Annotated in this window: 23 protein-coding genes; 11 read left to right on the forward strand and 12 right to left on the reverse strand. The window is 62.0% G+C overall.

Annotated features, from left to right (window positions below; genetic code table 11):
• Positions 1-183 precede the first annotated feature (183 nt).
• Entirely contained in the window at positions 184-780 is a 597-nt protein-coding gene (locus NCHU2750_RS05280; protein WP_119939496.1) for a glutathione S-transferase, read from the reverse strand.
• Between the two features lie 23 nt (positions 781-803).
• Complete coding sequence (locus NCHU2750_RS05285; RefSeq protein WP_119942978.1) at positions 804-1,478, reverse strand: ribonuclease T2 family protein; 675 nt, start codon at positions 1,476-1,478, stop codon at positions 804-806.
• Positions 1,479-1,615: 137 nt separating this feature from the next.
• On the opposite strand from NCHU2750_RS05285, the gene NCHU2750_RS05290 reads away from it, so the two are divergent.
• Positions 1,616-2,599: a lysylphosphatidylglycerol synthase domain-containing protein gene (locus NCHU2750_RS05290; protein ID WP_119942980.1), complete on the forward strand. Its 984-nt coding sequence runs from the start codon at positions 1,616-1,618 to the stop codon at positions 2,597-2,599.
• A 29-nt stretch (positions 2,600-2,628) separates the two neighbouring features.
• Here NCHU2750_RS05290 and NCHU2750_RS05295 read toward each other — a convergent pair whose 3' ends face one another.
• A complete protein-coding gene (locus NCHU2750_RS05295) occupies positions 2,629-3,501 on the reverse strand; it encodes a 23S rRNA (adenine(2030)-N(6))-methyltransferase RlmJ (RefSeq protein WP_119939497.1) in 873 nt (290 codons plus the stop codon).
• 83 nt (positions 3,502-3,584) lie between these two features.
• On the opposite strand from NCHU2750_RS05295, the gene NCHU2750_RS05300 reads away from it, so the two are divergent.
• The 3 genes from NCHU2750_RS05300 to NCHU2750_RS05310 all read left to right on the forward strand — a co-directional run bounded on the left by NCHU2750_RS05300 (position 3,585) and on the right by NCHU2750_RS05310 (position 7,636).
• Complete coding sequence (locus tag NCHU2750_RS05300; RefSeq protein ID WP_119939498.1) at positions 3,585-5,717, forward strand: molybdopterin-containing oxidoreductase family protein; 2,133 nt, start codon at positions 3,585-3,587, stop codon at positions 5,715-5,717.
• A gap of 40 nt (positions 5,718-5,757) precedes the next feature.
• Complete coding sequence (locus NCHU2750_RS05305; protein WP_245480339.1) at positions 5,758-6,369, forward strand: NUDIX domain-containing protein; 612 nt, start codon at positions 5,758-5,760, stop codon at positions 6,367-6,369.
• 97 nt (positions 6,370-6,466) lie between these two features.
• Complete coding sequence (locus NCHU2750_RS05310) at positions 6,467-7,636, forward strand: alpha-D-ribose 1-methylphosphonate 5-triphosphate diphosphatase (protein ID WP_119939500.1); 1,170 nt, start codon at positions 6,467-6,469, stop codon at positions 7,634-7,636.
• Between the two features lie 11 nt (positions 7,637-7,647).
• Here NCHU2750_RS05310 and NCHU2750_RS05315 read toward each other — a convergent pair whose 3' ends face one another.
• The 4 genes from NCHU2750_RS05315 to purM all read right to left on the reverse strand — a co-directional run bounded on the left by NCHU2750_RS05315 (position 7,648) and on the right by purM (position 10,356).
• Positions 7,648-8,166 carry an RES family NAD+ phosphorylase gene (locus NCHU2750_RS05315; RefSeq protein WP_119939501.1) on the reverse strand — a complete coding sequence of 173 codons (519 nt, stop codon included), beginning with the start codon at positions 8,164-8,166 and terminating at the stop codon, positions 7,648-7,650.
• Positions 8,163-8,525 (reverse strand): MbcA/ParS/Xre antitoxin family protein, encoded by a 363-nt coding sequence (locus NCHU2750_RS05320; protein WP_119939502.1) that lies wholly within the window; start codon positions 8,523-8,525, stop codon positions 8,163-8,165. The genes NCHU2750_RS05315 and NCHU2750_RS05320 overlap by 4 nt, the downstream gene beginning before the upstream one ends.
• 79 nt (positions 8,526-8,604) lie before the next feature.
• On the reverse strand, positions 8,605-9,264 hold the full coding sequence (gene purN / locus NCHU2750_RS05325; RefSeq protein WP_119939503.1) for a phosphoribosylglycinamide formyltransferase: 660 nt from the start codon (positions 9,262-9,264) through the stop codon (positions 8,605-8,607).
• Positions 9,265-9,282: 18 nt separating this feature from the next.
• Complete coding sequence (gene purM, locus NCHU2750_RS05330) at positions 9,283-10,356, reverse strand: phosphoribosylformylglycinamidine cyclo-ligase (protein ID WP_119939504.1); 1,074 nt, start codon at positions 10,354-10,356, stop codon at positions 9,283-9,285.
• Between the two features lie 221 nt (positions 10,357-10,577).
• On the opposite strand from purM, the gene NCHU2750_RS05335 reads away from it, so the two are divergent.
• The 4 genes from NCHU2750_RS05335 (at position 10,578) to ppx (ending at position 16,295) form a co-directional block, all read left to right on the forward strand.
• The gene (locus NCHU2750_RS05335; protein WP_119939505.1) at positions 10,578-11,759 is read left to right on the forward strand and encodes an AI-2E family transporter; all 1,182 of its coding nucleotides are present in this window, start codon (positions 10,578-10,580) and stop codon (positions 11,757-11,759) included.
• Positions 11,760-11,765: 6 nt separating this feature from the next.
• Positions 11,766-12,494 (forward strand): DnaA regulatory inactivator HdaA, encoded by a 729-nt coding sequence (gene hdaA, locus NCHU2750_RS05340; protein WP_119939506.1) that lies wholly within the window; start codon positions 11,766-11,768, stop codon positions 12,492-12,494.
• 64 nt (positions 12,495-12,558) lie between these two features.
• A complete protein-coding gene (locus NCHU2750_RS05345; RefSeq protein ID WP_119939507.1) occupies positions 12,559-14,769 on the forward strand; it encodes an RNA degradosome polyphosphate kinase in 2,211 nt (736 codons plus the stop codon).
• Between the two features lie 5 nt (positions 14,770-14,774).
• Positions 14,775-16,295: an exopolyphosphatase gene (gene ppx / locus NCHU2750_RS05350; RefSeq protein WP_119939508.1), complete on the forward strand. Its 1,521-nt coding sequence runs from the start codon at positions 14,775-14,777 to the stop codon at positions 16,293-16,295.
• Positions 16,296-16,417: 122 nt separating this feature from the next.
• Here the strand turns inward: ppx and tehA are convergent, their stop codons facing one another.
• The 3 genes from tehA to NCHU2750_RS05365 all read right to left on the reverse strand — a co-directional run bounded on the left by tehA (position 16,418) and on the right by NCHU2750_RS05365 (position 19,284).
• Entirely contained in the window at positions 16,418-17,422 is a 1,005-nt protein-coding gene (gene tehA, locus NCHU2750_RS05355) for a dicarboxylate transporter/tellurite-resistance protein TehA (RefSeq protein WP_245480340.1), read from the reverse strand.
• Positions 17,423-17,558: 136 nt separating this feature from the next.
• On the reverse strand, positions 17,559-18,338 hold the full coding sequence (locus tag NCHU2750_RS05360) for an HpcH/HpaI aldolase family protein (protein WP_119939509.1): 780 nt from the start codon (positions 18,336-18,338) through the stop codon (positions 17,559-17,561).
• Positions 18,339-18,492: 154 nt separating this feature from the next.
• On the reverse strand, positions 18,493-19,284 hold the full coding sequence (locus NCHU2750_RS05365) for an AraC family transcriptional regulator (protein WP_245480341.1): 792 nt from the start codon (positions 19,282-19,284) through the stop codon (positions 18,493-18,495).
• A gap of 100 nt (positions 19,285-19,384) precedes the next feature.
• On the opposite strand from NCHU2750_RS05365, the gene NCHU2750_RS05370 reads away from it, so the two are divergent.
• Positions 19,385-19,792, forward strand: coding sequence for a DUF2000 family protein (locus NCHU2750_RS05370; RefSeq protein WP_119939511.1), 408 nt, complete (start codon positions 19,385-19,387; stop codon positions 19,790-19,792).
• Between the two features lie 26 nt (positions 19,793-19,818).
• Here the strand turns inward: NCHU2750_RS05370 and NCHU2750_RS05375 are convergent, their stop codons facing one another.
• On the reverse strand, positions 19,819-20,823 hold the full coding sequence (locus NCHU2750_RS05375) for a DUF2891 domain-containing protein (RefSeq protein WP_119942992.1): 1,005 nt from the start codon (positions 20,821-20,823) through the stop codon (positions 19,819-19,821).
• Between the two features lie 70 nt (positions 20,824-20,893).
• On the opposite strand from NCHU2750_RS05375, the gene NCHU2750_RS05380 reads away from it, so the two are divergent.
• Both NCHU2750_RS05380 and NCHU2750_RS05385 read left to right on the forward strand, forming a co-directional pair.
• Positions 20,894-21,172: a FitA-like ribbon-helix-helix domain-containing protein gene (locus tag NCHU2750_RS05380; RefSeq protein WP_119939512.1), complete on the forward strand. Its 279-nt coding sequence runs from the start codon at positions 20,894-20,896 to the stop codon at positions 21,170-21,172.
• The gene (locus tag NCHU2750_RS05385; RefSeq protein WP_119939513.1) at positions 21,169-21,606 is read left to right on the forward strand and encodes a type II toxin-antitoxin system VapC family toxin; all 438 of its coding nucleotides are present in this window, start codon (positions 21,169-21,171) and stop codon (positions 21,604-21,606) included. The genes NCHU2750_RS05380 and NCHU2750_RS05385 overlap by 4 nt, the downstream gene beginning before the upstream one ends.
• On the opposite strand, the gene rnd is transcribed toward NCHU2750_RS05385, so the two are convergent.
• The gene (gene rnd / locus NCHU2750_RS05390) at positions 21,601-22,746 is read right to left on the reverse strand and encodes a ribonuclease D (protein ID WP_119939514.1); all 1,146 of its coding nucleotides are present in this window, start codon (positions 22,744-22,746) and stop codon (positions 21,601-21,603) included. The two genes, NCHU2750_RS05385 and rnd, sit on opposite strands and share 6 nt — an antisense overlap.
• Positions 22,747-22,765 lie beyond the last annotated feature (19 nt).

Genomic DNA, 22,765 nt, shown 5'->3' on the forward strand with positions numbered 1-22,765 from the left:
GGACAAGCGGCGAACTCCTGCCCAATCCGGGAGCAGACAGTGCGGCTGGGTTAAGCCCTCCCCCTAGTGGGGGGTCCGAAGGACGGGTTGAGACCCGTGGCTCAACCCCGGCATGGTGGGGAGGGGACTTTCTTCTATTCGCGCCAGCTTAGAGAAAGGAGAGGCCTGCGCCTGCTAGACAGATCAGGCCGCAGCCTTCATCTCCGCATAGTGATAGAACTTCTTGGCGAACGTATCCGGCCAGGAGGCGAGTTCCGGCCGGCCTTCGGCCCATTGGCCGTTGAAGCGCAGGTCGAGATAGCCGATCATTGCGGCAAGCGCGAAATGGCCGCCATGCAGTTTCTTGCCTGTCTTCGGCAGGTTCTTTTCCAGGTAATCGAGGGCGCGGACCACCTTGGTCCATTGCCGGTCGATCCACGGCTGATGCACCTTGTCCTCGTCGCGAAAGCGATGCTCGTAGACGATTGCAAGCAGGCAGTCCGTCACGCCGTCGCACAGAGCCTCCAGCACCTCGGCCTCGGTCCGCTTCTCCTCCTTCTTCGGATAGAGCTTGCCGCCAGACATGCGGTCGAGGAAATGCATGATCGCGACACTGTCGTAGATCGGTGCCTCGCCATCACGGATCAGCACCGGGATCTTGGCGAGCGGGTTGTTGTCGATCAGTTCCGGCGGGGCATTGGTCGTATCCGTCCTGACTTCGGTCAGGGCAATGCCGAGATGGCGGGCCGCCATGCGCACTTTCGCTGAATAGGGCGAAGCGGGCGAATAGAGAATTTTCATCGGATGTCCTCTTTCGATTTGTCTCAGCGCGCCGCCGGCAGCGTGATCTGGCCGATACGGCAGCCGCTCCGGTCGACTTCCGCGCAGTCTCGGAACTGCAGGTCCTTGGTCATGCAGATGCGGATCTCCTCGAGGCGCTGGCCTCCGCAGCTTGCGGCGATCCCCTGATGCGTCATGCCGGGATTGGCGGCAATGAACTTGTTCTCGATATCATTCGGCGAAAGACTGAGCGGCCGGTCGCCACGCGCCAGATCGGCGGGAATGGCGACATGTTCGAAGGCCCGTCGCACGGTGTCGAAATAGGCCTTCTGGTCAAGGCCGGAGCAGCTTCCATGCCTGCGCCATTCATGGCCGACAAGGCTCATCGACGGCATGATGTCGAACATGGTCTGGCCAAGTCCGCGAGGCACGCGCTCCGGCTCGGAAGTGCGGCAGAAATCCGGGCTGCCCTTCTCATATTGCGGCCACAGGCCATGAACGACGAAGCGGAAATGCTTGTCGAGGCCGCATTGCTGGCCATTACGCTCGCCGTCATCGCCGGCGCAGAAGGTCGGCGACCAGGACAGGGAAAGCACATAGAAATCGAACACGCCTGCGCGGTCCTGATCGGCGCTCGCCGGGGTGAGGGCGGATATCAACCCGATCAGCAAGCCCGCTGCGGCAAAAAGCAACTCGCGGATGGCTGTCGATTTCTTCATCATGGTCACGAATCCCCATCTCTGGAACACGAGAGCGTTGTAAATGTTGAATGTTCAGTGTCCAGCCGGATAAACTGTAAATGCGCCGAGCGCTGCATGCAGTGATCGAGGTGGGGAGTGAAGAGAAAAACGGCTTAATGACATTCAAGAAATACCTGTGGCCGACGATAGGCGGCCTGACGATAGCGCTTTCGGCCTGGCTTCTCTACAAGGAATTGAGGGGGCTTTCGCTCGATGACCTGTGGGGTAGCCTTGCTGCCATCGCCCCGCGGCACTGGTTGTTGGCCGCCGCCTCCAGCCTGCTGGCCTACTGGGCTCTGGCCGCCTATGACCGCATCGCATTGATGCATCTCGGCCGCAAGATCGACTGGTTCTTCATCACCGTCTGCTCCTTCACCACCTATGCGCTGTCGCACAATGTCGGTGCCTCGGTCGTCTCCGGTGCGGTGGTCCGCTACCGGGCCTATTCGACCAAGGGCATGGCGCCGGCCGAGATCGGCGTCCTCATTGCCATGTGTTCGGTCACCTTCATCCTCGGGACGATGATGCTGATCGGAATCATTCTGGTGATCGAACCGGAGCTGATCGACCGTTTCGGCGATCTGATACCGGTCGAGGCGACCGCAGCGACCGGCTATGTCCTGCTGTTCTTGATCGCGCTTTATGTGCTGGCGAGCTTCATGAAACTGAAGCCGCTGACCCTTCGCCTGTCGAAACTCGGCAGCGTCAATATCGTCTATCCGGCCCCGCGTGTCGTGCTGCCGCAATTGCTTGTCGCTCCGGTCGAGCTGATCGGCGCTGCCGGCATCATCTATTTCGCCCTGCCGGAAGCGGGTAACCCCGGCTACATGATCGTGCTCGGGATCTTTCTCGTCTCCTTTTCGGCAGCGCTTCTGTCGCATGCGCCGGGCGGGCTCGGTGTCCTGGAACTGGTCTTCGTCATGGGCCTGCCGGACATGAACCCTGCAGACGTGATCGCCGCACTTCTGGTGTTTCGGCTGTTCTACCTGATCCTGCCCTTCATCATGGCGCTGGTGGTGATCTTCGTCTTCGAACGCTCCCAGTTTCATCGCCAGGAGCCGCTCGACATGCAACGCGCAAAGCCGCCGGAAAAGGCATGATGCGAAGGCGTGATGTAAAGGCCTGATGCTCAGTCGTCGCCGCGCTGCCCGCTCTCTTCGCCGCGCAGCCAGAAAGCGCGCTGCGAGGCAAACCGGTCCTGCGCAAGAAGCGTCTTCAACACCGGCAGAAGCGCATGCAGCTCGTCCTTCAGCGTGAAGGGCGGATTGACGATGATGAGGCCGGTGCCGGAGAGCCCCGTCGTCTCGCGATCGCTTTTGACCGAAAGCTCGGCACAGAGCATTTTCGGGATTTCGAGCGCCTGCAGTTCCTCATGGAACGCCTTGATCGGCGCGCCCTTCTTGATCGGATACCAGAGGCAATAGGTGCCGCCGGAAAAGCGCCGGTGCGCGTGTGCCACCCCCTTCACCAGCCGTTCGTACTCGCCGGCCTCTTCAAACGGCGGGTCGACCAGCACGATGCCGCGCTTTTCCTTCGGCGGCAGATGCGCCCCGAGTGCCAGCCAGCCGTCGAGTTCGGTGACGCGAACCTGGAAATCACCCTCGAACAGATTGTGCAGGCGATTATAGTCGTCCGGATGCAGTTCCATCGCCGACAGGCGATCCTGCGGGCGAAACAACATGCGGGCGAGCTTCGGCGAGCCGGGATAGAGCTTGATGCCGCCCTTGGGGTTCAATTCCCGTACGGACGCCAAATAGGGTTCGAGGATCTCGGCGACATTCTCCGGCAGTTCCGCCTCCATCAGGCGGCCGATGCCATCCACCCATTCGCCAGTCTTCTGCGCCTCTTCCGACGACAGGTCGTAGAGCCCGATCCCCGCATGGGTGTCGAGCACGCGAAACGCCTTGTCCTTGTTCTGCTGGTAGCGGACGAGCCGCGCCAGCACGGCGTGCTTCAGAACATCGGCAAAATTGCCCGCGTGGTAGATATGCCGGTAGTTCATCGGGGCTCGTGTCTCGCGTGAATTAAATTGATACCTGCCAAATGACGCTTTTGGCTGTCTCTTGGTTGCAATATAGAAAAGCCATGAACATCGCGACCCCCATCACCGCCAAAAGCAAGCCTGGCCACAATTCCGTTGGCCATACCGTCTGTCCGCATGACTGTCCGTCGTCCTGTGCGCTCGATGTCGACCTGACCGAGGACGGCAAGATCGGCCGGGTGCGCGGCTCTTCCGACAACAGCTACACGGCCGGCGTCATCTGCGCCAAGGTCGCGCGTTATTCCGAGCGCATCTACCATCCCGGCCGCCTCATGGTGCCGCAGCGCCGCAAGGGCGCCAAGGGTGAAGGCGCCTGGCAGCAACTCTCCTGGGAGGCAGCACTCGACGAGATTGCCGATGCCTTCGTCAAGGCGGAGGCCAAGCATGGTTCGGAAGCCGTCTGGCCCTATTTCTATGCCGGCACGATGGGGCAGGTGCAGCGCGACAGTATCGAGCGCCTGCGTCATGCCAAGAAATATTCGGGCTTCATGGGCACGATCTGCACCAACATGGCCTGGACCGGCTATGTGATGGGCACCGGTGCCCTGCGCGGTCCCGATCCGCGCGAAATGGCCAAGTCCGATTGCATCGTCATCTGGGGCACCAATGCGGTCGCCACCCAGATCAATGTCATGACCCATGCGGTCAAGGCCCGCAAGGAACGAGGCGCCAAGATCGTCGTCGTCGACATCTACGACAATCCGACGATGAAACAGGCCGACGTCAAGATCGTCCTGCGTCCCGGCACCGACGCGGCACTTGCCTGCGCCCTGATGCATATCGCCTTCCGCGACGGCCATGCCGATCGTGACTATATGGAAAAATATGCCGATGACCCTGCAGGTCTTGAAGCGCATCTGAAGACCCGCACGCCGGAATGGGCATCCGCTATCACCGGTCTGCCTGTCGAGGAGATCGAGGCCTTCGCCAAACTCATCGGTACGACGAAGAAGACCTTCTTCCGCCTCGGTTACGGTTTCTCCCGCCAGCGCAACGGCACGGCGGCCATGCATGCAGCACTCTCCGTCGCAACCGTGCTCGGCTCCTGGCAATATGAAGGCGGCGGCGCCTTCCATAACAATGGTGGGATCTTCCGGCTGAACAAGTCCGAGCTGATGGGCACGGCCTATATGGACCCGGACATCCGCATGCTCGACCAATCTCAGATTGGCCGCGTGCTGACCGGCGACGCCGTGGCGCTGCGTCATCGTGGGCCGGTGACGGCCATGCTGATCCAGAACACCAATCCGATGAACATCGCCCCCGAACAGCGCCTCGTGAAGCAGGGTTTTCTGCGCGATGACCTCTTCGTCGCCGTCCACGAACAGTTCATGACCGACACGGCCAAGGTTGCCGATATCGTCCTGCCGGCCACCATGTTCCTCGAACATGACGACCTCTACCGCGCCGGCGGTCAGCAGCATATCCTGCTCGGGCCGAAGCTGGTCGAGCCGCCGGAGACGGTGCGCACCAATCTCTTCGTAATCGAGGAACTGGCAAAACGCCTCGGCGTCGATCATTTCGCCGGTTTCGGCAAGGACGAGCGCAGCCATATCGACCGGATCCTGGCCGATAGTGGCTGGGGCTCCTACGACGACCTGAAGGCCGACAAATGGATCGATGCCCAGCCGGATTTCGATACCGCCCATTACATCAAGGGTTTCGGCTATCCGGATGGAAAGTTTCGTTTTTCTCCGGACTGGCTGAATGGCCCGTCGCCGGATCGCACGCCGGAAAGCGTTGGCCCCCTCGGCCCCCACGCCGAGTTGCCGCGCTTTCCCGACCATGTCGAGGTGATCGAGACGGCGGATGAAGAACATCCGTTCCGGCTGGCGACCTCGCCGTCGCGCAGCTTCCTGAATTCGAGCTTTGCCGAAACCAAGAGCTCGATCCAGAAGGAAGGCCGCCCGGAAGTGATGATCGAACCCTCCGATGCTGAAGGCCTCGGCATCGTCGATGGCGATGTCGTCCGCCTCGGCAACGGGCGCGGCGAAATCCGCCTCCACGCGAAGTTGGTGCCCGGTGCAAAGCCCGGCGTGTTGATCGCCGAAGGCCTCTGGCCGAACGACGCCCATCTCGACGGGGAGGGGATCAATGTCCTGACCGGCGCCGACCCTGTCGCACCCTTCGGCGGTGCCGCGGTGCACGACAACAAGGTATGGCTTCGCAAGACCTGATCCTGCATCATCGCCGCGAATCACAATGACAGGAACGGACATGATCGATATCGACACTTCCGAAACCGAGCGGGTGCGCCTTGTCTCCAGACGAACCCTCTGGAAGGGCTTCGTCCATCTGGAAATGATGACCTTCGAACAGCGCCTGCGCGATGGTTCGGTCGTCACCGTCGATCGCGAGGTTCACGATCACGGAAGTGCGGCGGCCATTCTCCTTCACGACGCAGCAGACGACACGGTCGTGCTCGTCCGCCAGTTCCGTTTCGGCGCCTTTGCCAATGGCGATCCGGCCTATATGCTGGAAATCCCTGCAGGCCTCGTCGATCACGGCGAAGAGCCCGCCGATGCGGTGGTGCGCGAGACGATGGAAGAGACCGGTTTCAGCATCGAAAAGGCGAGATATATCTGCGAGGTCCATGCAAGCCCCGGCGCCCTGACGGAAAAGCTGTCGCTCTTCGTCGCCACTATCGATGCCGGCAAGAAGGTCGGCCTCGGCGGTGGTCTCGAAGGCGAGGCGGAAGATATTGAGATCGTCACGATCGGGCTCGATGCCGCCTATCTATTGATCGGTACCGGCGAGATCACCGACGCCAAGACGATCATCGCTCTGCAATGGGCCATGCTGCATCGGGCGGAACTCGCCGCCGCCTGAGCAGACGGGCTGAATGAAATGCGATAGCTTCATACGACTGTCACGAAACACGCCTATCGGCTCCAGCCTTGCAGTACCGAAGCATTAGGAGATGATCATGTGGCTCGGCAATTTCACCCTCGTTTTGCCGGACCAGACCGTCGAGGGTGGATCGGTGAGGATCGAGGACGGAGCGATTGCCGAGATCCGCGATGAGCCGGTCGCCGATGCCGTCATCGACGGCGGTGGCCGCTATCTCATGCCGGGCTTCGTCGACCTGCATGGCGACATGATCGAGCGCGAGATTTCCCCGCGCCCCAAGGCTGACATGCCGATCGATTTCGGCATTCACGAGCTCGACAAGAAGCTTGCCGCCCATGGCGTGACGACCGCCTATGCCGCAGTGTCATTTGCCACCGAAAGCGTCTATGGCAATGTCCGCTCGCTGGAAACGACCTCGGCCGTCATCGAGGGGATCAACCGCCTGCGTGACGATCTGTTGATCGATCACCGCGTCCATGCCCGCTACGAGATCACCAATGTCGGTGCGGCGGCAACACTGGAGCGCCTGCTCGAGGCTGGTGAGATCGACATGGTCTCGCTGACGGATCACACGCCGGGCCAGGGCCAGTACAACAATATCGAGGCCTATGTGCTGAGCATGTCCGAGCGCCGCTCGATCTCGATCGAGACGGCCAAGGAGATGATCGACAGGCGCATCGAGATGCGCAGCAACCCGGATATCGACGCGCGGCTGAAGGAAATCGTGGCGCTGTCGCAGAAACACGGCCTGTCGCTGGCGTCCCATGACGACGACAGTGTCGAGAAGGTCATCGAGATGTTCGAGCTCGGCGTCACGATCAGCGAGTTTCCGGTGACGATGGCCGCCGCCGAGGAAGCCATACGCCGCGGCCTCTTCACCCTGATGGGCGCGCCGAATGCGCTGCGCGGCCAGTCCATGTCGGGAAACCTGAGTGCGCTCGATGCCGCCAGCGCCGGTCTGTTGTCCACCATCGCCGCCGACTATCACCCGGCAGCCTTCGTTCCGGCCATCTTCAAGCTCGCCGATATCGTGACCATCGGATTGCCCAAGGCCGTGGCCATGGCAACCTCGAATGCCGCCCGTGCGGCAGGTCTCACCGACCGTGGCGAGATTTCGATCGGCCAGCGCGCCGATCTGGTCGTCATCGAGACCGGCGACGTCGACCGCATCCGCGCCACCTTCCGCGACGGCCGCTTCGTCTACAGCGACGGCACGCTGCACCCGCTGCAGATCATGGCGGCTTGAGGGCCAGGTGATCAGTCATCCCAGGACTTCTGGTTTTTCGGCAATCGTCCCGTCGGGTCGATAACCTCGACTTTATGCGGCAATTCGGCCGACCATTGCCAGAGCACGACATTGCGGACCGACGGCTCTGCCCTATGCGCGAACGAGGGCACGAGAATGCCGGCATGAGACTTGGACAGTTGGTCGTAGATTGTCCACGAGAGGGGGCGCTCGCCGTCCGCGATGGCACTTGCCCATGCGCAGGACATGGTGCTGAGTGTAATGCCAAGCTCCTGCCTGACATTGTCATCGGCAAGATCGGCGATCCCGCCGCAATCGACATCGTAGGAGCAGATCGTCAGTGGGTGGATCTTATGCCCGAAACCCTGGCTTGCCTCGGTGATCGCTCCTTCGATCGATGTGGAAAGATAGAGAGCCGGCACACCTTTGGGATTGAAACGGGCACCGCGGATTGCCGCGCCATCCCCCGAAACCGGGCTGATCGCCCAGCGCGGATCATGGGCGCGATAGCAGACGCCCTGAAATCTCAAGCGAAGCCGCCAAGTGCCAGATGATCGAGATAATCCCGTACGGCAGCGGCCTTGCCGCTCTTGACCAGGCTTTCCGCTGTCCGGCCGCCAAAAGCCGGCAGCGGTTCGGCACGGTACCATGCGAGCGCTTGCCGTTCGCTTCCGGCCCAATCAGTCACGCGATGAATGATCTCGGCCATCTCGCCGATGCGCGCAACGACGGCCGGAGCCTGTGCCCGTTCTTTTCGCTGCAAGCTGTTGGCCGATAGGCCTGCGGTTTCGGCAAGCTCGCGCTTGGATACCCCAAGACGGAGCGAGACCGCATCGATATCCATCGACGGCATTTCCGTGACGCTGCGTGCTGTGGCATGCTTGTTCATGATGGCAGCCTTTTTGTACGCCTTATGCGTACAAAAATACGCGCCACGCGTAACCTTGTCGAGTCAGTCACGCTGTGTTTTAGAGCGCCGGCGAAATGAGCTTGGCGTCATCCTTTGACAGAAGGCCGGAAAACTCTGCCCGTCCATCCACCATCCTCACCTTACCCTCGGAAAGCAGCGCAAGCGCCAGCGGATAGAGCTTGTGCTCGACGGTCAGCACCCGGCCAGCCAGCGTGTCGGCCGTATCGCCGGCAATCACCGGCACGGCCGCCTGTGCCACGATCGGTCCTTCATCCATGCCTTCGGTGACGAAATGCACGGTGCAGCCGGCGATTTTCATTCCGGCATCGATAGCGCGCTGATGCGTGTGCAGGCCGGGGAAAAGCGGCAACAGGGAAGGGTGGATGTTGAGGATGCGGCCCTCATAGGGGCGGATGAAATCGCCCGATATCAGCCGCATGTAGCCGGCAAGGCAGATGATGTCCGGCTTCAGGTCCGCGAGTGCGGCAAGGATCGCTGCCTCATGCGCCACCTTGTCGGCATAGGCCTTGCGCTCGAAGACAAAGGTCCTGATGCCACGGGCTTCCGCTTTGGCGAGCCCGCCAGCGGTCGGCTTGTCGGAAATGACGGCGACGATTTCGGCCGGAAAATCTTCGACGGCGCACGCATCGGCCAGTGACACCATGTTGGAGCCGCCGCCGGAAATGAAGACGACGAGGCGCTTCCTGGCCGAGTCCATGATCTCACCCTTCGCGAATTACAGGCCGAGCGTGCCCTTGTAGATGACGCCGGCGCCGCCCTCGGCGCGCTCGACCATGCGGCCGAGCTGCACCACGGTTTCGCCTTCGGCCGAAAGCACCTCGGTGACCGCCTTGGCATTCTCTTCAGCCACGACGACGATCATACCGACGCCGCAGTTGAAGGTGCGCAGCATTTCCTTCGGCTCGACGCCGCCGGTCTTCGCCAGCCACGAAAACACGGCCGGGACCGGGATATTGCCAAGTTCGATCTCGGCAGCGAGATGCTTCGGCAGGACGCGCGGGATATTTTCCGGGAAACCGCCGCCGGTAATGTGGGCAAGTGCCTTCAGCGCATGCGTCTCGCGGATCGCCTTCAAAAGCGGTTTCACATAGATGCGGGTCGGGGTCAGCAGAGCCTCGCCGAGCTTTTTATCCTCGGCGAACGGGGCAGGGGCGTCCCAGGAAAGGCCGGAAAGCGAGACGATCTTGCGCACCAGCGAGAAACCGTTGGAATGCACGCCGGACGAGGTGAGGCCGAGAATGACGTCTCCGGAAGCGATGTCGCCGGCCGGCAGCAGCTGGCCGCGTTCGGCAGCGCCGACGGCAAAGCCGGCAAGGTCATAATCGCCGTCGGAATACATGCCCGGCATTTCCGCCGTTTCGCCGCCGATCAGCGCGCAGCCGGATTCGACGCAGCCCGCCGCAATGCCTTTGACGATCGCTGCACCCTGGTCGGGATCGAGCTTGCCGGTGGCGTAATAGTCTAGGAACAGAAGCGGTTCGGCGCCCTGCACGACGAGATCGTTGACGCACATGGCGACGAGGTCGATGCCGACCGTGTCGTGGAAATCGGCGTCAATGGCGATCTTCAGCTTGGTGCCGACGCCGTCATTGGCGGCAACCAGGATCGGGTCGTTGAAACCGGCAGCCTTGAGGTCGAACAGGCCGCCGAAGCCGCCGATTTCGCCATCGGCGCCGGGACGCCGGGTGGAACGAACCGCCGGCTTGATCTTCTCGACCATCAGGTTGCCCGCATCGATATCGACGCCTGCATCGCTATAGGTGAGACCGTTCTTGCCTGCCTCGCTCATATTCCATCTCCAGTCCGGACCCAAAGGGAACTATAAGCTGCCGCCAATTGCACGATGCGCCCGGATATGCAAGCGTTTCGGCCATGTTTTGACGGCATTTCACAGGCATGACCATAAGCCTGACATGTAACCTGAGGCCGCGCTTGACCTCGCAGGCCAAGCCCCTCATATGCCACAGTAAAGCGCAATCCGTCGACAAACGATCCGATCAAGGAGCAGACATGCCATACCACGTCAGTGGCGCAAGCCTGAAGCGCCACATCCTGTTCTGGATCGGCGTCCTTGTCGGCTTCATCCTGTTCCTGTGGTTCTTTTCGTCCATCCTTCTGCCCTTCGTGGCAGGCATGGCGCTCGCCTATTTCCTCGATCCGGTGGCGGACTGGCTGGAGCGCCGGGGCTTGAGCCGCACCATGGCGACGGTCGTCATCCTCGTCTGCTTCGTCACCATCTTCGCGCTCGCCCTGATGCTGGTCATCCCGATCATCATCAGCCAGTTCACCCAGTTTGCCGCTGCCGTCCCCGGTTATATCACCGAATTGCAGCAGATCATCTCCAGCCCGCAGAATTCCTTCCTGCCGCCCTGGGTGTCGAGCCAGATCGAGACCGTGAAGGAGAATTTCTCCCAGGTCCTGAGCCAGGGCGCTGGATTCATCGGCTCGCTGCTGGCGCAGATCTGGAATTCCGGCAAGGCGATCGTCGACGTCATGTCGCTTCTGGTCGTCACCCCGGTCGTCGCCTTCTACATCCTGCTCGACTGGGACCGCATGGTCGCCCAGGTCGATAGCTGGATCCCGCGCGACCAGGTCGTGGTGGTCCGCCAGATCGCCCGCGAGATGGATCAGTCGGTGGCAGGCTTCATTCGCGGCCAGGGCTCGCTCTGCCTGATCCTCGGCATCTATTACGCGGTCGGTCTGTCGCTGGTGGGCCTGAATTTCGGCCTGCTGATCGGCTTCGTTGCCGGCATGATCTCCTTCATCCCCTATATCGGCTCGCTGCTTGGCCTGGTGATGGCGATCGGCGTGGCGGTCGTGCAGTTCTGGCCGGATTATCCCTGGATCATCGCTGCCGCCTGCGTGTTCTTCACCGGCCAGTTCCTCGAAGGCAATGTGCTTCAGCCGAAACTGGTCGGTCAGAGCGTCGGCCTTCATCCGGTCTGGCTGATGTTTGCGCTGTTTGCCTTCGGCGCCCTGTTCGGCTTCGTCGGCCTTTTGATGGCCGTTCCGGCGGCTGCGGTGGTTGGCGTGCTTGTCCGCTTCGCCCTGAAGCGGTATCTTGACAGCGACATCTATTATGGACGATCCGCCGATCTCCCCTGGGAAGAAGCGCCGCCGCATGTGGTCGAGCATCACACGGCCGACGCGGCAGCTCCCGCCCGCGAGATCGAAGGCCCGAAGAACAGCTGAACGTTGATGACCGAGACGAAAGACCGCCCGGCAGGCAAGGGCGAACAACTGCCTTTGCAATTTTCCCATGCGACCGCACGTGGCCGCGACGACCTGCTCGTCTCGGAGCGGCTTGCCGCTGCGGTTTCGCTCGTCGATGAATGGCCGAACTGGCCGTCGCCCGTCGTCGTGCTGGCCGGTCCGGTCGGATCCGGGAAATCCCATCTCGCCCATATCTGGCGCGAGCATTCCGCGGCCGTCGAGATCCACCCGACGGCAGGCTCGAATGCATCGCAGGTCGCAGCATCCGGTCCCGTCCTGTTCGAGGATGCCGATCGCCGCGGTTTCGACGACACCGAGCTTTTCCACGTCATCAACGCCGTGCGCCAGCATGGCCACACGCTGCTTCTCACCTCGCGGCTCTGGCCGATCTCCTGGCCGGTCGAGCTGCCGGATCTGAAGTCGCGGCTGAAGGCCGCGACGGTGGTGGAAATCGGAGAGCCGGACGAGGATTTGCTGGCCCAGGTCATCATCAAGCTTTTTGCCGATCGTCAGCTTAACATTGATGACAAACTGGTGGGCTATATCGTCACCCGGATGGAACGGTCGCTGGAAGCTGCCCAGCGCGTCGTCGACCAGCTGGACCGACTGGCGCTTGCCCGTGGAACCCGCATCAACCGCGCACTCGCGGCCGAAGTGCTGGAAAACTATGGTCAGGCGGATAGTCGTGCAGATGGCGGCGACGACGGCAGTTGACTGTCACAGTTCCGTCGTCAAAACGTTATACCGCCGAGAGGCTTGAAGGTAAGAGGACGGAGCCATGGACCAGATCGCCGAACCGCAGGAAATCAAGGACGTCAAGGAAGTCAGGGAAGTCGAGGCGGTGCCCAGCTTCGAGGAGCAGCTGTCGAGTTCGGACCGCTTCATCAACCGAGAATTTTCCTGGCTGCAGTTCAATCGGCGCGTTCTGGAAGAAACGCTGAATACGGCTCATCCTCTTCTTGAGCGGGTTCGCTTCCTGTCGATCTCGGCCGCCAACCTCGATGAATTTTTCATGGTCCGCGTCGCCGGCCTCGAAGGCCAGGTCCGTCAGGGCATCGTCATCCGCAGCCCCGACGGCAAGACGCCGGCCGAACAGCTCGATTCAATCCTTCAGGAAATCGACAACCTGCAGATGGAGCAGCAGGCTTCGCTCGCCGTCCTGCAGCAATATCTGGCGCAGGAAGACATCCTCATCGTTCGCCCGAATGCTCTGTCCGCCGAAGACAAGGCGTGGCTCGCGACCGATTTCGAAGAGGATCTCTTTCCGGTTCTGACGCCGCTTGCGATCGATCCGGCGCACCCGTTCCCCTTCATCCCCAATCTCGGTTTCTCCATGGGCCTGCAGCTTCACAGCCTGCACGGCAAGGAGCCGATGACCGGCCTGCTTCGCCTGCCCACGACGCTCGACCGTTTCGTTCGCCTGCCGGATGAGGGCACGACGATCCGCTACATCACGCTCGAAGACGTGGTCGGCATGTTCACCGACCGGCTTTTCCCCGGCTACGAGGTCAAGGGTGCCGGCACGTTCCGCATCATCCGCGACAGCGATCTTGAAGTCGAGGAAGAAGCCGAAGATCTGGTGCGCTTCTTCGAGACGGCATTGAAGCGCCGCCGCCGCGGCAAGGTCATCCGCATCGAGACGGACAGTGAAATGCCGGCATCGCTGCGCCAGTTCGTGGTGCAGGAGCTCGGCGTGCCGGATAACCGCGTTGCGGTTCTGCCCGGCCTGCTCGCCTTGAACACCATGTCGGAAATCACCAAGGCGCCGCGCGAGGACCTGCGGTTTGAAAGCTACAATGCGCGATTTCCGGAGCGCGTTCGCGACCATGCTGGCGATTGCCTTGCTGCCATCCGCGAAAAGGACATGGTGGTCCACCATCCGTATGAGAGCTTCGACGTGGTTGTGCAGTTCCTCCTGCAGGCCGCCCGCGATCCCGACGTGCTTGCCATCAAGCAGACCCTCTACAGAACCTCCAACGACAGTCCGATCGTCCGGGCGCTGATCGACGCGGCCGAAGCCGGCAAGTCGGTGACGGCGCTGGTCGAGCTCAAGGCCCGTTTCGACGAAGAGGCGAACATCCGCTGGGCACGCGACCTCGAGCGCGCCGGCGTGCAGGTCGTGTTCGGCTTCATCGAACTGAAGACCCATGCCAAGATGTCGATGGTCGTGCGCCGTGAAGACGGCAAACTTCGCACCTATTGCCACCTCGGCACCGGCAACTACCACCCGATCACCGCCAAGATCTATACCGACCTGTCCTTCTTCACCTGCAATCCGAAGATCGCCCATGACATGGCGAATATCTTCAACTTCATCACCGGTTACGGCGAGCCGAAGGAAAGCATGAAGCTGGCGGTTTCGCCCTATACGCTGCGCCCGCGCATCCTGCGCCATATCGAGGAGGAGATCGCCCATGCCAAGGCCGGTCGTCCAGCCGCGATCTGGATGAAGATGAACTCGCTCGTCGATCCGGAAATCATCGATGCGCTCTATCGCGCAAGCCATGCCGGCGTCGAGATCGATCTCGTCGTGCGTGGCATCTGCTGCCTGCGTCCGCAGGTGAAGGGGCTTTCCGACAAGATCCGCGTCAAGTCGATCGTCGGCCGCTTCCTCGAACACAGCCGCATCTTCTGCTTCGGCAACGGTCAGGGCCTGCCGTCCGACAAGGCGCTCGTCTATATCGGCTCGGCGGACATGATGCCGCGCAATCTCGATCGCCGCGTCGAGACCCTGGTGCCGCTGCTCAACCCAACGGTGCATGAACAGGTTCTATCACAGATTATGCTGGGCAATCTGATTGACAACCAGCAGAGCTACGAGATACTGCCCGACGGAACGTCAAGGCGCATGGAGGTGCGGCAGGGTGAGGAGCCTTTCAACGCCCAGCACTACTTCATGACCAACCCCAGCCTGTCCGGCCGCGGGGAAGCCTTGAAGTCAAGTGCACCGAAACTGATTGCCGGGGTTATGTCCGGTCGTAAGAAATAGGCAGTATGGTACGTTCTGAAGCTCAGGGGCGGCTCCAGGGAATCGCCCCTGTGACCGTTATCGACATCGGCTCGAACTCGGTTCGCGTGGTCATCTACGAAGGTCTGACGCGTGCCCCGACGGTTCTCTTCAATGAAAAGGTATTGTGTGGCCTCGGCAAGGGGCTCGGCGCCAACGGCCGGATGGACGACGAAGGCGTCGCCCGTGCGCTGGCTGCCCTGAGGCGCTTCAAGGCGTTGTCCGACCAGGCACAGGCCACCGATATCTACGTTCTGGCAACCGCTGCCGCCCGCGAGGCGAGCAACGGCCCGGATTTCATCCGAAGTGCCGAGGAAATCCTCGGGCAGAAGATTTCGGTCCTTTCCGGCGAGGAAGAGGCGAAATACTCCGCTCTCGGCGTGATCAGCGGCTTCCATGACGTCGACGGCATTGCCGGTGACTTGGGCGGTGGATCGCTCGAGCTGATCGACATCAAGGGCCATGAATTCGGCCGCGGCATCACGCTTCCGCTGGGCGGCCTGAGACTGTCGGAATCCTCCGGCAATTCGCTCGCCAAGGCGCGCAACTTCGCCCGCAAGCAGGTCAACACCGCGCGTTTTCTGGAAAAGGGCGAAGGGCGAACCTTCTATGCCGTCGGCGGAACCTGGCGCAACATCGCCAAGCTGCACATGGAGATGATCGACTATCCGCTGCACATGATGCAGGGATATGAGCTGTCGTTTCAGGACATGCAGAAATTCCTTGAAGAGGTGATCGACGCCAAGGATTCGAAGGATGCCGCCTGGCAGGCGGTGTCCAAGAACCGCCGCTCGCTTCTGCCCTATGGCGCGATTGCCATGCAGGAAGTCCTGAACGTCATGAAGCCGGCCAGGATCACCTTCTCGGCCCAGGGCGTGCGCGAAGGCTATCTCTATTCGCTGCTGCCGGACGCGGAGCGCGAGGCCGATCCGCTTCTTGTCGCAGCCGACCATCTTGCCATCCTGCGTGCCCGCTCGCCCGAACACGCCCGCGAACTCGCCGACTGGACCGGTCGCATGGTGCCCTTCTTCGGCGTGGCCGAGACGGAAGAGGAAAGCCGCTACCGGCAAGCTGCCTGCCTTGTGGCCGATATCAGCTGGCGTGCCCATCCCGATTACCGCGGTGCCCAGGCGATGAACGTCATCGCCCATTCCTCCTTCGTCGGCATCACCCATCCCGGCCGCGCCTATCTGGCGCTTGCCAATTACTACCGCTTCGAGGGCGTCGGCGACAACAACGCCACGGATGCGCTGGCAACGATCGCCACGCCGCGGCTTCTGGAACTCGCCAAGCTGCTCGGTGGCCTGCTGCGGGTCGTCTACCTGTTCTCCGCCTCCATGCCGGGATTGGTGCACCACCTGACCTTCCGCCAGTCGATGACGCCGGACCTTGATCTCGAATTCGTCGTGCCGCACGAATACGCCAATTTTGCCGGAGAACGCCTCGATGGCCGCCTGCAGCAACTGGCCAAACTGACCGGCAAGCGACTGGCCTTCAGGTTCGAATAGGGGCGGGCGGCGCCAAAAGGCTCCGCTACCCTTCTATATTCGGCTCTACCAGTCTCGCGAGATTGGCGAGGCATTGCTGCCAGGCGGAATCCGACGCCTTGCTCTCAGGAAGACGGTGTTCCTCAGGCCGCCGAAAACATCCTGCCCCGCACCAGCAGCGAAAGCGTCATGATGCTCAGTCCTGCAATCACGAGATTGGCAAGCGTGAACAGCACCAGCGCGAGCGTTGGGATTGCGCCGCCATCGCCATGGGCGGCAAGCAGGGTCGGCGCCGTGGCAATCGCGGTCATGCCGAAGCTGAAGGCCCAGAGACCCGGCACCGCACCCGCTTCGCCGATCCAGCGCCAAAGCCGCGCGAGAATGAGAAGCTGCAGCACCCCGTAACCGATCAGCGCATGGGCGAAGAGATCGGGCGTGCCGCCGCTGACGGCGATATAGGCAACCGCGCCGACCGGCGCCGGGGCAAGCTGCACCCCGATCGTCGGCCGCATCGGCACGGCGAGCGTCGGCCCGGTCAGGAGCCGGTTGAGCAGCACGGATTCCATCGCGAGCCAGGCGAAAAGGCCCGCGCCGAAGGCAAGCTGGCCGATCTCGGGATGGCCGAGGGCCGAGATGACCGTGGCCGAGACATAGCTTCCGGCAACCGTCGGCAGGTAGAGCACCGCCGTTGTCGTGGCGGGATCGCGTTCGCCATGCCACAATCCTCCCGTGCGCCAGACACCGAAGGCCAGCGTGAAGGCAAAACCGGCGGCAAACAGGATAGAGGCGCCGACAGCCGAGTAGGGCACGAGGCCGCCGGCCATCAGCATGGTCGAGACCCCGGCAAGGCCGATGAAACAGCATTGCACCGGATGGGCGGCCTCGGCGGCAAGCTTTGCCGGTGCCGTCACCGCCTTGATCCCGTAAAGCATGACCAGTGCAGCCCAGACCAGCGCCGCAACAAAATAGATAACATCGCCGATGATCGCCGGCATCGCCCAGGCGCGACCGGCCGCACGCCATGCATTGCCGAGGCCCGCGAGCCCGAGCACGATGCCGAAATAACTCGCCGGCATATTGGCGGCGATCAGGCGGATACCGCCCGAAGGGGCGGTGCTCGGCTGCAGCTTTGATATTGTTTCGACCACGGCGACCCCCAGGCGGCGCGATGAAGAAGCAACCGACTCAACTCTTGATAATCGAATTGGCCGGTGGCGACTGGGAGTAGGTGCGCGAGGGCGGGCCGTTGTCAACCGGATCTTTTATGCCGTCTGCAGGCCTGGCCTATCGCCTCGACCACTCGCTCCGCTCCTTCGCCTGGGCAAGCACCGCCTGCCTTATATAGGCGAGATCGCTGCCGGTTGCGACCAGCTGGAACCCGTCGTCAAACAGGGCCTGCCAGGAGCGGCCGTCGCGCGGCACGGTAGCGGCCGGCTTCCCGGCCTTTCGGATCGCTGCATAGGCCTCGGTGATCAGCGCTTCGACCTCTGGTGCCCCGGTCTGGTCGGGAAGGCCGATGCTGCCGGAAAGATCCGACGGCCCGATGAATACGACGTCGACGCCCTCGACCGACGAGATCGCACTGGCATTCTTCACCGCCTGTGCCGTCTCGATCTGCGGGATGATCAGCATCTGCTCATGCGCCCGCGCCACATAGTCGCCGACAAGGCCGTAACGCGACGCGCGCACGACGCCGGCAGCATTGCCTCGCTTGCCGTGCGGCGGGTAAAGGCAGGCATCGACCACCGACTTGGCCTCTTCGGCGCTATCGACCATCGGCACGAGAATGGATTGTGCGCCGGCATCGACGATGCGCTTCAGATAGGTCGGATCGCTGGAGGCAACCCGGACGATCGGGGCGGTGTCGGTGCCGAGAAGGGCGCGCATCATCGCGATCGCATTGTCGAGGTCGCCGACGCCGTGTTCCTGGTCGATGATGACGAAATCGAGTCCCGCATGGGCGACGATCTCGGCGACAGCCGGCGAGGCCGAATGCAACCACATACCAAAGCATTTGGTGCCGTTGTTGATCTTCGTCTTCAGCACATTCTCGATCGGATCCATGCCTGCCTCCCTGCTGGTGTTCCTGCGTCGTCACCCAAGATGCCGACCGGGAAAGCCTAAAGCTTTGCGAACCATCGACAAGTCCAATTGGGCGATGTCCGGTACGCAGGTAGCCGGTCAAACCGTGTCGTGCCGGTTGCCCTCTGTTGCCGGCTCACCTGGCAGAACGTCCGAGCGCCAGCCACCGGCCGGGCGGCATGCCGAAGGCTCCGCGGAAATGGCGGGTGAAATGCGCCTGATCGGCAAAACCGGCATCGGCCGCGGTGTCGGCCAGCGTGCCGCCCTGCGCCAGAAGCCGCTTTGCCCGTTCCAGCCGGCGCATGACCAGATAGCGATGCGGGCTGGTGCCCATCAGTCGGCGGAACTGCCGAGCGAGTTCGTAGCGGTCGAGGCCCGTGATCGCTTCCAGCGTTTCGGATCGCACCGCTTCCGTGCAGTTCTCGTCGAGGAAGTCTCGCGCCCGCAATACGGCCGATCGTGCCGCTGCGGCGATGGCCCTGCATGAGGACCCGGCCTGACGGTCAAGCCCGGCGGCAACCCGCATCACCACGTCGTCCATCACCAGTTCGTCGGGCTCGCGCTCGAGATCGCCGAGAATGTCCGCCAACGCCTGCCACAGACCGGTATCGGCAACGACTGGATCGGCGACGAAGGGCAGGGCGCTGCGATGGCCGCTGACAGCGCCGATCAGCTCCGGCGGAAGATAGATCATCCGGTAGATCAGCCCGTCTTCCGTGCCCGCAGCTCCGTCATGCACCTCGTCTGGATGCAGCACGATGACATTGCCCGGATTGCTGAAGCGCGAGGCGCCCCGATAGCGAAACGTCTGCACCCCGTGCAGCGTCAGGCCGAGCGCATAGGTATCGTGCCGATGCGGCGAAAATCCGTTGCCGTGAAAGCGCGCCTCGATGCGTTCCACACCCCGGCCGGGCAGGGCGACGCGCATTCCATCCGTGAAGTCCGGCTTGCACGAACGTTCAAGACCCGCCGTCCCGGCACTCGCTAAGTGCTCGGCTCTTTCGAGACCCTGAATGGAGTTGCACCGCATGTTCGACACCAAGATCGCCATCGTCATTCGCGATGATCTCGCCACCTGGCAGAAGCTCAACGTCACCGCCTTCCTGACGAGCGGCATCGTCGCCCAGCAGCCGGCGATCATCGGTGAACCATACCGGGACGCGGCGGGCCATGTCTACAATCCGATGAGCATCCAGCCGATCGTGGTGCTCGCCTGCGATCAGGAGACATTGAGGACGATCCACAAGCGTGCGCTCGATCGCGAGGTGACGATCTCCGCCTATATCGAGGAGATGTTTTCAACCGGCCACGATGCCGCCAATCGCGAGGTCTTCTCACGCTTCGGGCCGGACGATGCCCGGCTTGTCGGCATTGCGCTTCGGACCGACAGGAAGATCGTCGACAAGATCACCAAGGGCGCGAAAATGCACGCCTGATCATAGGAACCCACCTACAGCCGCCCTTACGCCTCCAGCGCAAGCGTTGCGAAACTCGCCAGCCAGTGCTCGCCCATATAGTCGCCGGCGACATGGGCAAGTGCGCTGGCGATATGGGCTTCGGCGGTCTCTTCCAGGACCGTTCGCCGTGGATCCGCAGCCGGAAGGGCGGCACAAAGCGAGCGCCAGCACCAGGCGCGTGACAGGTTGAGCCCGTCGAGATGGGCGATCTTGCCGTCGGTTCTGTCCGAAATGGTTGCCGGGACAAACAGCGTGGCAGGCTTTTGCCGGCCGATTTCGGGCAGGAAGCGGTCGAACCATTCGCCGAATGCGGTTTCCGGCATAAGCCTGCGCATGCATTCCGCCTCAATCAGCGCTGACGACAGAAAATCGTCGCCGGAAGGTTCACCCCAGGCCGGGCAGGCCTCGTCGGCGCCATACCAGCGATGAGCCGTATCCCGCAGCAGCGCCATCAAGGCCTTGTCGCCCACCGTTTCCGCGTAGTCGGCCGCCAGCCTCAGCGCAAACGCCGTGTTGAAATGCGTACCGACCCTCACTGGATAGGTGGCGACCGGCAGGAAATCGGTAAACCTTGCGACGACGATGTCGGTGAGCGGCTGGAGGATGCGGGCGAAACGGCCACCGTCCAGTCCCTCGAGTTCGGCGGCGAGCTTGAGCAGCCAGCCCCAGCCATAGGGCCGCTCGAAGCCGCGCATCAGCGGCGCGCTCATCGTGGCGCATTCACCCGCGACCTTGTCCGGCGTCAGCATCGTGTCGAACAGGGCGCAGATCTCACCGGCAACGGCAAGCTCGGGAAACCGCTTGAGCATATAGGCGAGCATCCAGTAGCCATGGACGCAGGAATGCCAGTCGAAACTACCGTAGAAAATCGGATAAAGCGCCCGCGGCGTTTTGGCATCCGCATCGCTTGCCAGCACATTGGACGGTTTGTTGGGATAGTCCCGGCCGACATGCCCGAGTGCGATCCTGGCAAACTTCTGGGCGATATCGGCGGTGAGATGAGGGCGCATGGAGGTCTCGTTGAAAAGGTTCAGGTGAGCGAATATCATTGACGAACGGAGACTATCAGTCGGAGGTGCGATGATGAATGCCATCACCATAAGAAACCTGTCCGATGAGGCAACGCGGGCACTGGAAGCGCGCGCTGCGGAAAACGGCACCACCGCGGAGGTGGAGGCCGAGCGCATCCTGCAGGAGGCGTTGGCAGTGGTCGATATCGGAGAAGAGACCGAGAAAAAGGAAGAGCCCAAAGTAGGGTTGGGTACGGCCCTGCGACAGCTAGGGGAGAGATTTCCCGAGCTTGCGGATATCGATTTCTCTCGCGATCAGACGCCGGCATGGAGCCCGTCATCCGAATGATCGTCGTCGATACGAATGTGATTTCCGAAATACCGAAGACGGATATTCATCGCACAGTACAGGCTTGGCTGGATAATCAGCGCGGGCCCTCACTCTATGCCACTGCAATCAGCCTTGCAGAAATAACTTTCGGTATCGAAAAGCTCCCATACGGGCGGCGGAAGGATGTGTTACGGGAAAATATGGAAACTGTTTTCGGCACCTATTTCCCTGGCCGCATCCTCCCTTTTGATGAATACGCCGCACGAGCCTATGGTCGCCTGGTGGCGGAGGCGCGTGCCAACGGCAGATCGATCCTCATCGCCGACGGCCAGATCGCGGCCATCGCAAAGGTCCACGGCTTCACCATCGCCACGCGTGATACCGCCCCGTTCGAGGCGGCCGGCATTCCCGTCATCGATCCCTGGATCTTGTCGTCGGGCGCAAGCCTATAGCTCGACCGCCTCGACCTTCTTGTTGACGAAGCGAAGCGCCACGCCGCCATCGATCAGTTTCAGCGCCGTTTCGCCGAAAAGTTCGCGCCGCCAGCCGGAAAGTGCGGCGACATTGGCTTTTTCGCCTTCGGATGCGATCTTTTCCAGATCGTCGCTATTGGCGATCACCTTGGCGGCAACGCCCTGCTTGTCGGAGATGAGCTTCAGCAGAACCTTGAGAAGCTCGACGGCTGCGGCCGTTCCTTCCGGAACATGGGTATGCTTTGGCGGGTGCGGCATGTCGGCCTTTGGCAGCGCCAGGGCTGCATTGACGGCCTCGATGATCGCAGCACCGGAGGAGGAACGCTCCCAGCCCTTCGGAATTGTGCGCAGGCGGCCGAGCGCTTCGGTATCCTTTGGCTGCTGCTGGGCGATCTCGTAGATCGCATCGTCCTTCAGCACCCTGGAGCGCGGCACGTTGCGGCTGCGCGCCTCGCGTTCGCGCCATGCGGCGACGAATTTCAATACGGCGAGTTCGGTCGGCTTTCTGAGCCGTGCCTTCAACCGCTGCCAGGCATCGTCCGGATGCAGGTCATAGGTGGAGGGGCTTTCGAGGATCGCCATTTCCTCGGTCAGCCACAGGGCGCGGCCTTCGCGCTCGAGCTGCTCCTTCAGCGACAGATAGACGTCGCGCAGGTGGGTGACGTCGGCCAGCGCATAGTCGAGCTGCTTTTCCGACAGCGGCCTGCGGCTCCAGTCGGTGAAACGCGACGACTTGTCGATCTGGATATTCTTGATGCGGCTGACCAGCTGGTCATAGGAAACGCTGTCGCCGAAACCGCAGACCATGGCGGCGACCTGCGTATCGAAGATCGGATGCGGCACCAGCTTGCCGAGATGGTGGATGATTTCGATATCCTGGCGGGCGGCATGGAAAACCTTGACCACCGCGGAATTCGCCATCAGCTCGAAGAAGGGCGCAAGATCCAGCCCTTTTGCCAGCGGATCGACGAGCACTTCCATCGTCGGGCTCGCCATCTGTATGAGGCAGAGTTCGGGCCAGAACGTCGTCTCCCGAAGGAACTCCGTGTCGATTGTGATGAAATCCGATTGCGCCAGTTGGGCGCAGGCTTCCTGAAGGGCTGCGGTTGTGTCGATCATCGGTCCGTTCGCGTGCGGT

The organism is Neorhizobium sp. NCHU2750 (assembly GCF_003597675.1).
In the GTDB taxonomy this organism is placed as follows: Bacteria; Pseudomonadota; Alphaproteobacteria; order Rhizobiales; family Rhizobiaceae; genus Neorhizobium.

Excerpts from the sequence above, each read along its gene's own strand:
- NCHU2750_RS05280 (WP_119939496.1), bottom strand. The coding sequence starts at position 780 with ATGAAAATTCTCTATTCGCCCGCTTCGCCCTATTCAGCGAAAGTGCGC.
- hdaA (WP_119939506.1), top strand. The coding sequence starts at position 11,766 with ATGACCGAGACGAAAGACCGCCCGGCAGGCAAGGGCGAACAACTGCCT.
- purM (WP_119939504.1), bottom strand. The coding sequence starts at position 10,356 with ATGAGCGAGGCAGGCAAGAACGGTCTCACCTATAGCGATGCAGGCGTC.
- NCHU2750_RS05360 (WP_119939509.1), bottom strand. The coding sequence starts at position 18,338 with ATGGATCCGATCGAGAATGTGCTGAAGACGAAGATCAACAACGGCACC.
- NCHU2750_RS05380 (WP_119939512.1), top strand. The coding sequence starts at position 20,894 with ATGATGAATGCCATCACCATAAGAAACCTGTCCGATGAGGCAACGCGG.
- NCHU2750_RS05295 (WP_119939497.1), bottom strand. The coding sequence starts at position 3,501 with ATGAACTACCGGCATATCTACCACGCGGGCAATTTTGCCGATGTTCTG.
- ppx (WP_119939508.1), top strand. The coding sequence starts at position 14,775 with ATGGTACGTTCTGAAGCTCAGGGGCGGCTCCAGGGAATCGCCCCTGTG.
- purN (WP_119939503.1), bottom strand. The coding sequence starts at position 9,264 with ATGGACTCGGCCAGGAAGCGCCTCGTCGTCTTCATTTCCGGCGGCGGC.
- NCHU2750_RS05285 (WP_119942978.1), bottom strand. The coding sequence starts at position 1,478 with ATGAAGAAATCGACAGCCATCCGCGAGTTGCTTTTTGCCGCAGCGGGC.
- NCHU2750_RS05310 (WP_119939500.1), top strand. The coding sequence starts at position 6,467 with ATGTGGCTCGGCAATTTCACCCTCGTTTTGCCGGACCAGACCGTCGAG.
- rnd (WP_119939514.1), bottom strand. The coding sequence starts at position 22,746 with ATGATCGACACAACCGCAGCCCTTCAGGAAGCCTGCGCCCAACTGGCG.
- NCHU2750_RS05345 (WP_119939507.1), top strand. The coding sequence starts at position 12,559 with ATGGACCAGATCGCCGAACCGCAGGAAATCAAGGACGTCAAGGAAGTC.
- NCHU2750_RS05365 (WP_245480341.1), bottom strand. The coding sequence starts at position 19,284 with ATGCGCGTCGCCCTGCCCGGCCGGGGTGTGGAACGCATCGAGGCGCGC.
- NCHU2750_RS05290 (WP_119942980.1), top strand. The coding sequence starts at position 1,616 with ATGACATTCAAGAAATACCTGTGGCCGACGATAGGCGGCCTGACGATA.
- NCHU2750_RS05370 (WP_119939511.1), top strand. The coding sequence starts at position 19,385 with ATGTTCGACACCAAGATCGCCATCGTCATTCGCGATGATCTCGCCACC.
- NCHU2750_RS05375 (WP_119942992.1), bottom strand. The coding sequence starts at position 20,823 with ATGCGCCCTCATCTCACCGCCGATATCGCCCAGAAGTTTGCCAGGATC.
- NCHU2750_RS05305 (WP_245480339.1), top strand. The coding sequence starts at position 5,758 with ATGATCGATATCGACACTTCCGAAACCGAGCGGGTGCGCCTTGTCTCC.
- NCHU2750_RS05320 (WP_119939502.1), bottom strand. The coding sequence starts at position 8,525 with ATGAACAAGCATGCCACAGCACGCAGCGTCACGGAAATGCCGTCGATG.
- NCHU2750_RS05385 (WP_119939513.1), top strand. The coding sequence starts at position 21,169 with ATGATCGTCGTCGATACGAATGTGATTTCCGAAATACCGAAGACGGAT.
- NCHU2750_RS05335 (WP_119939505.1), top strand. The coding sequence starts at position 10,578 with ATGCCATACCACGTCAGTGGCGCAAGCCTGAAGCGCCACATCCTGTTC.
- NCHU2750_RS05300 (WP_119939498.1), top strand. The coding sequence starts at position 3,585 with ATGAACATCGCGACCCCCATCACCGCCAAAAGCAAGCCTGGCCACAAT.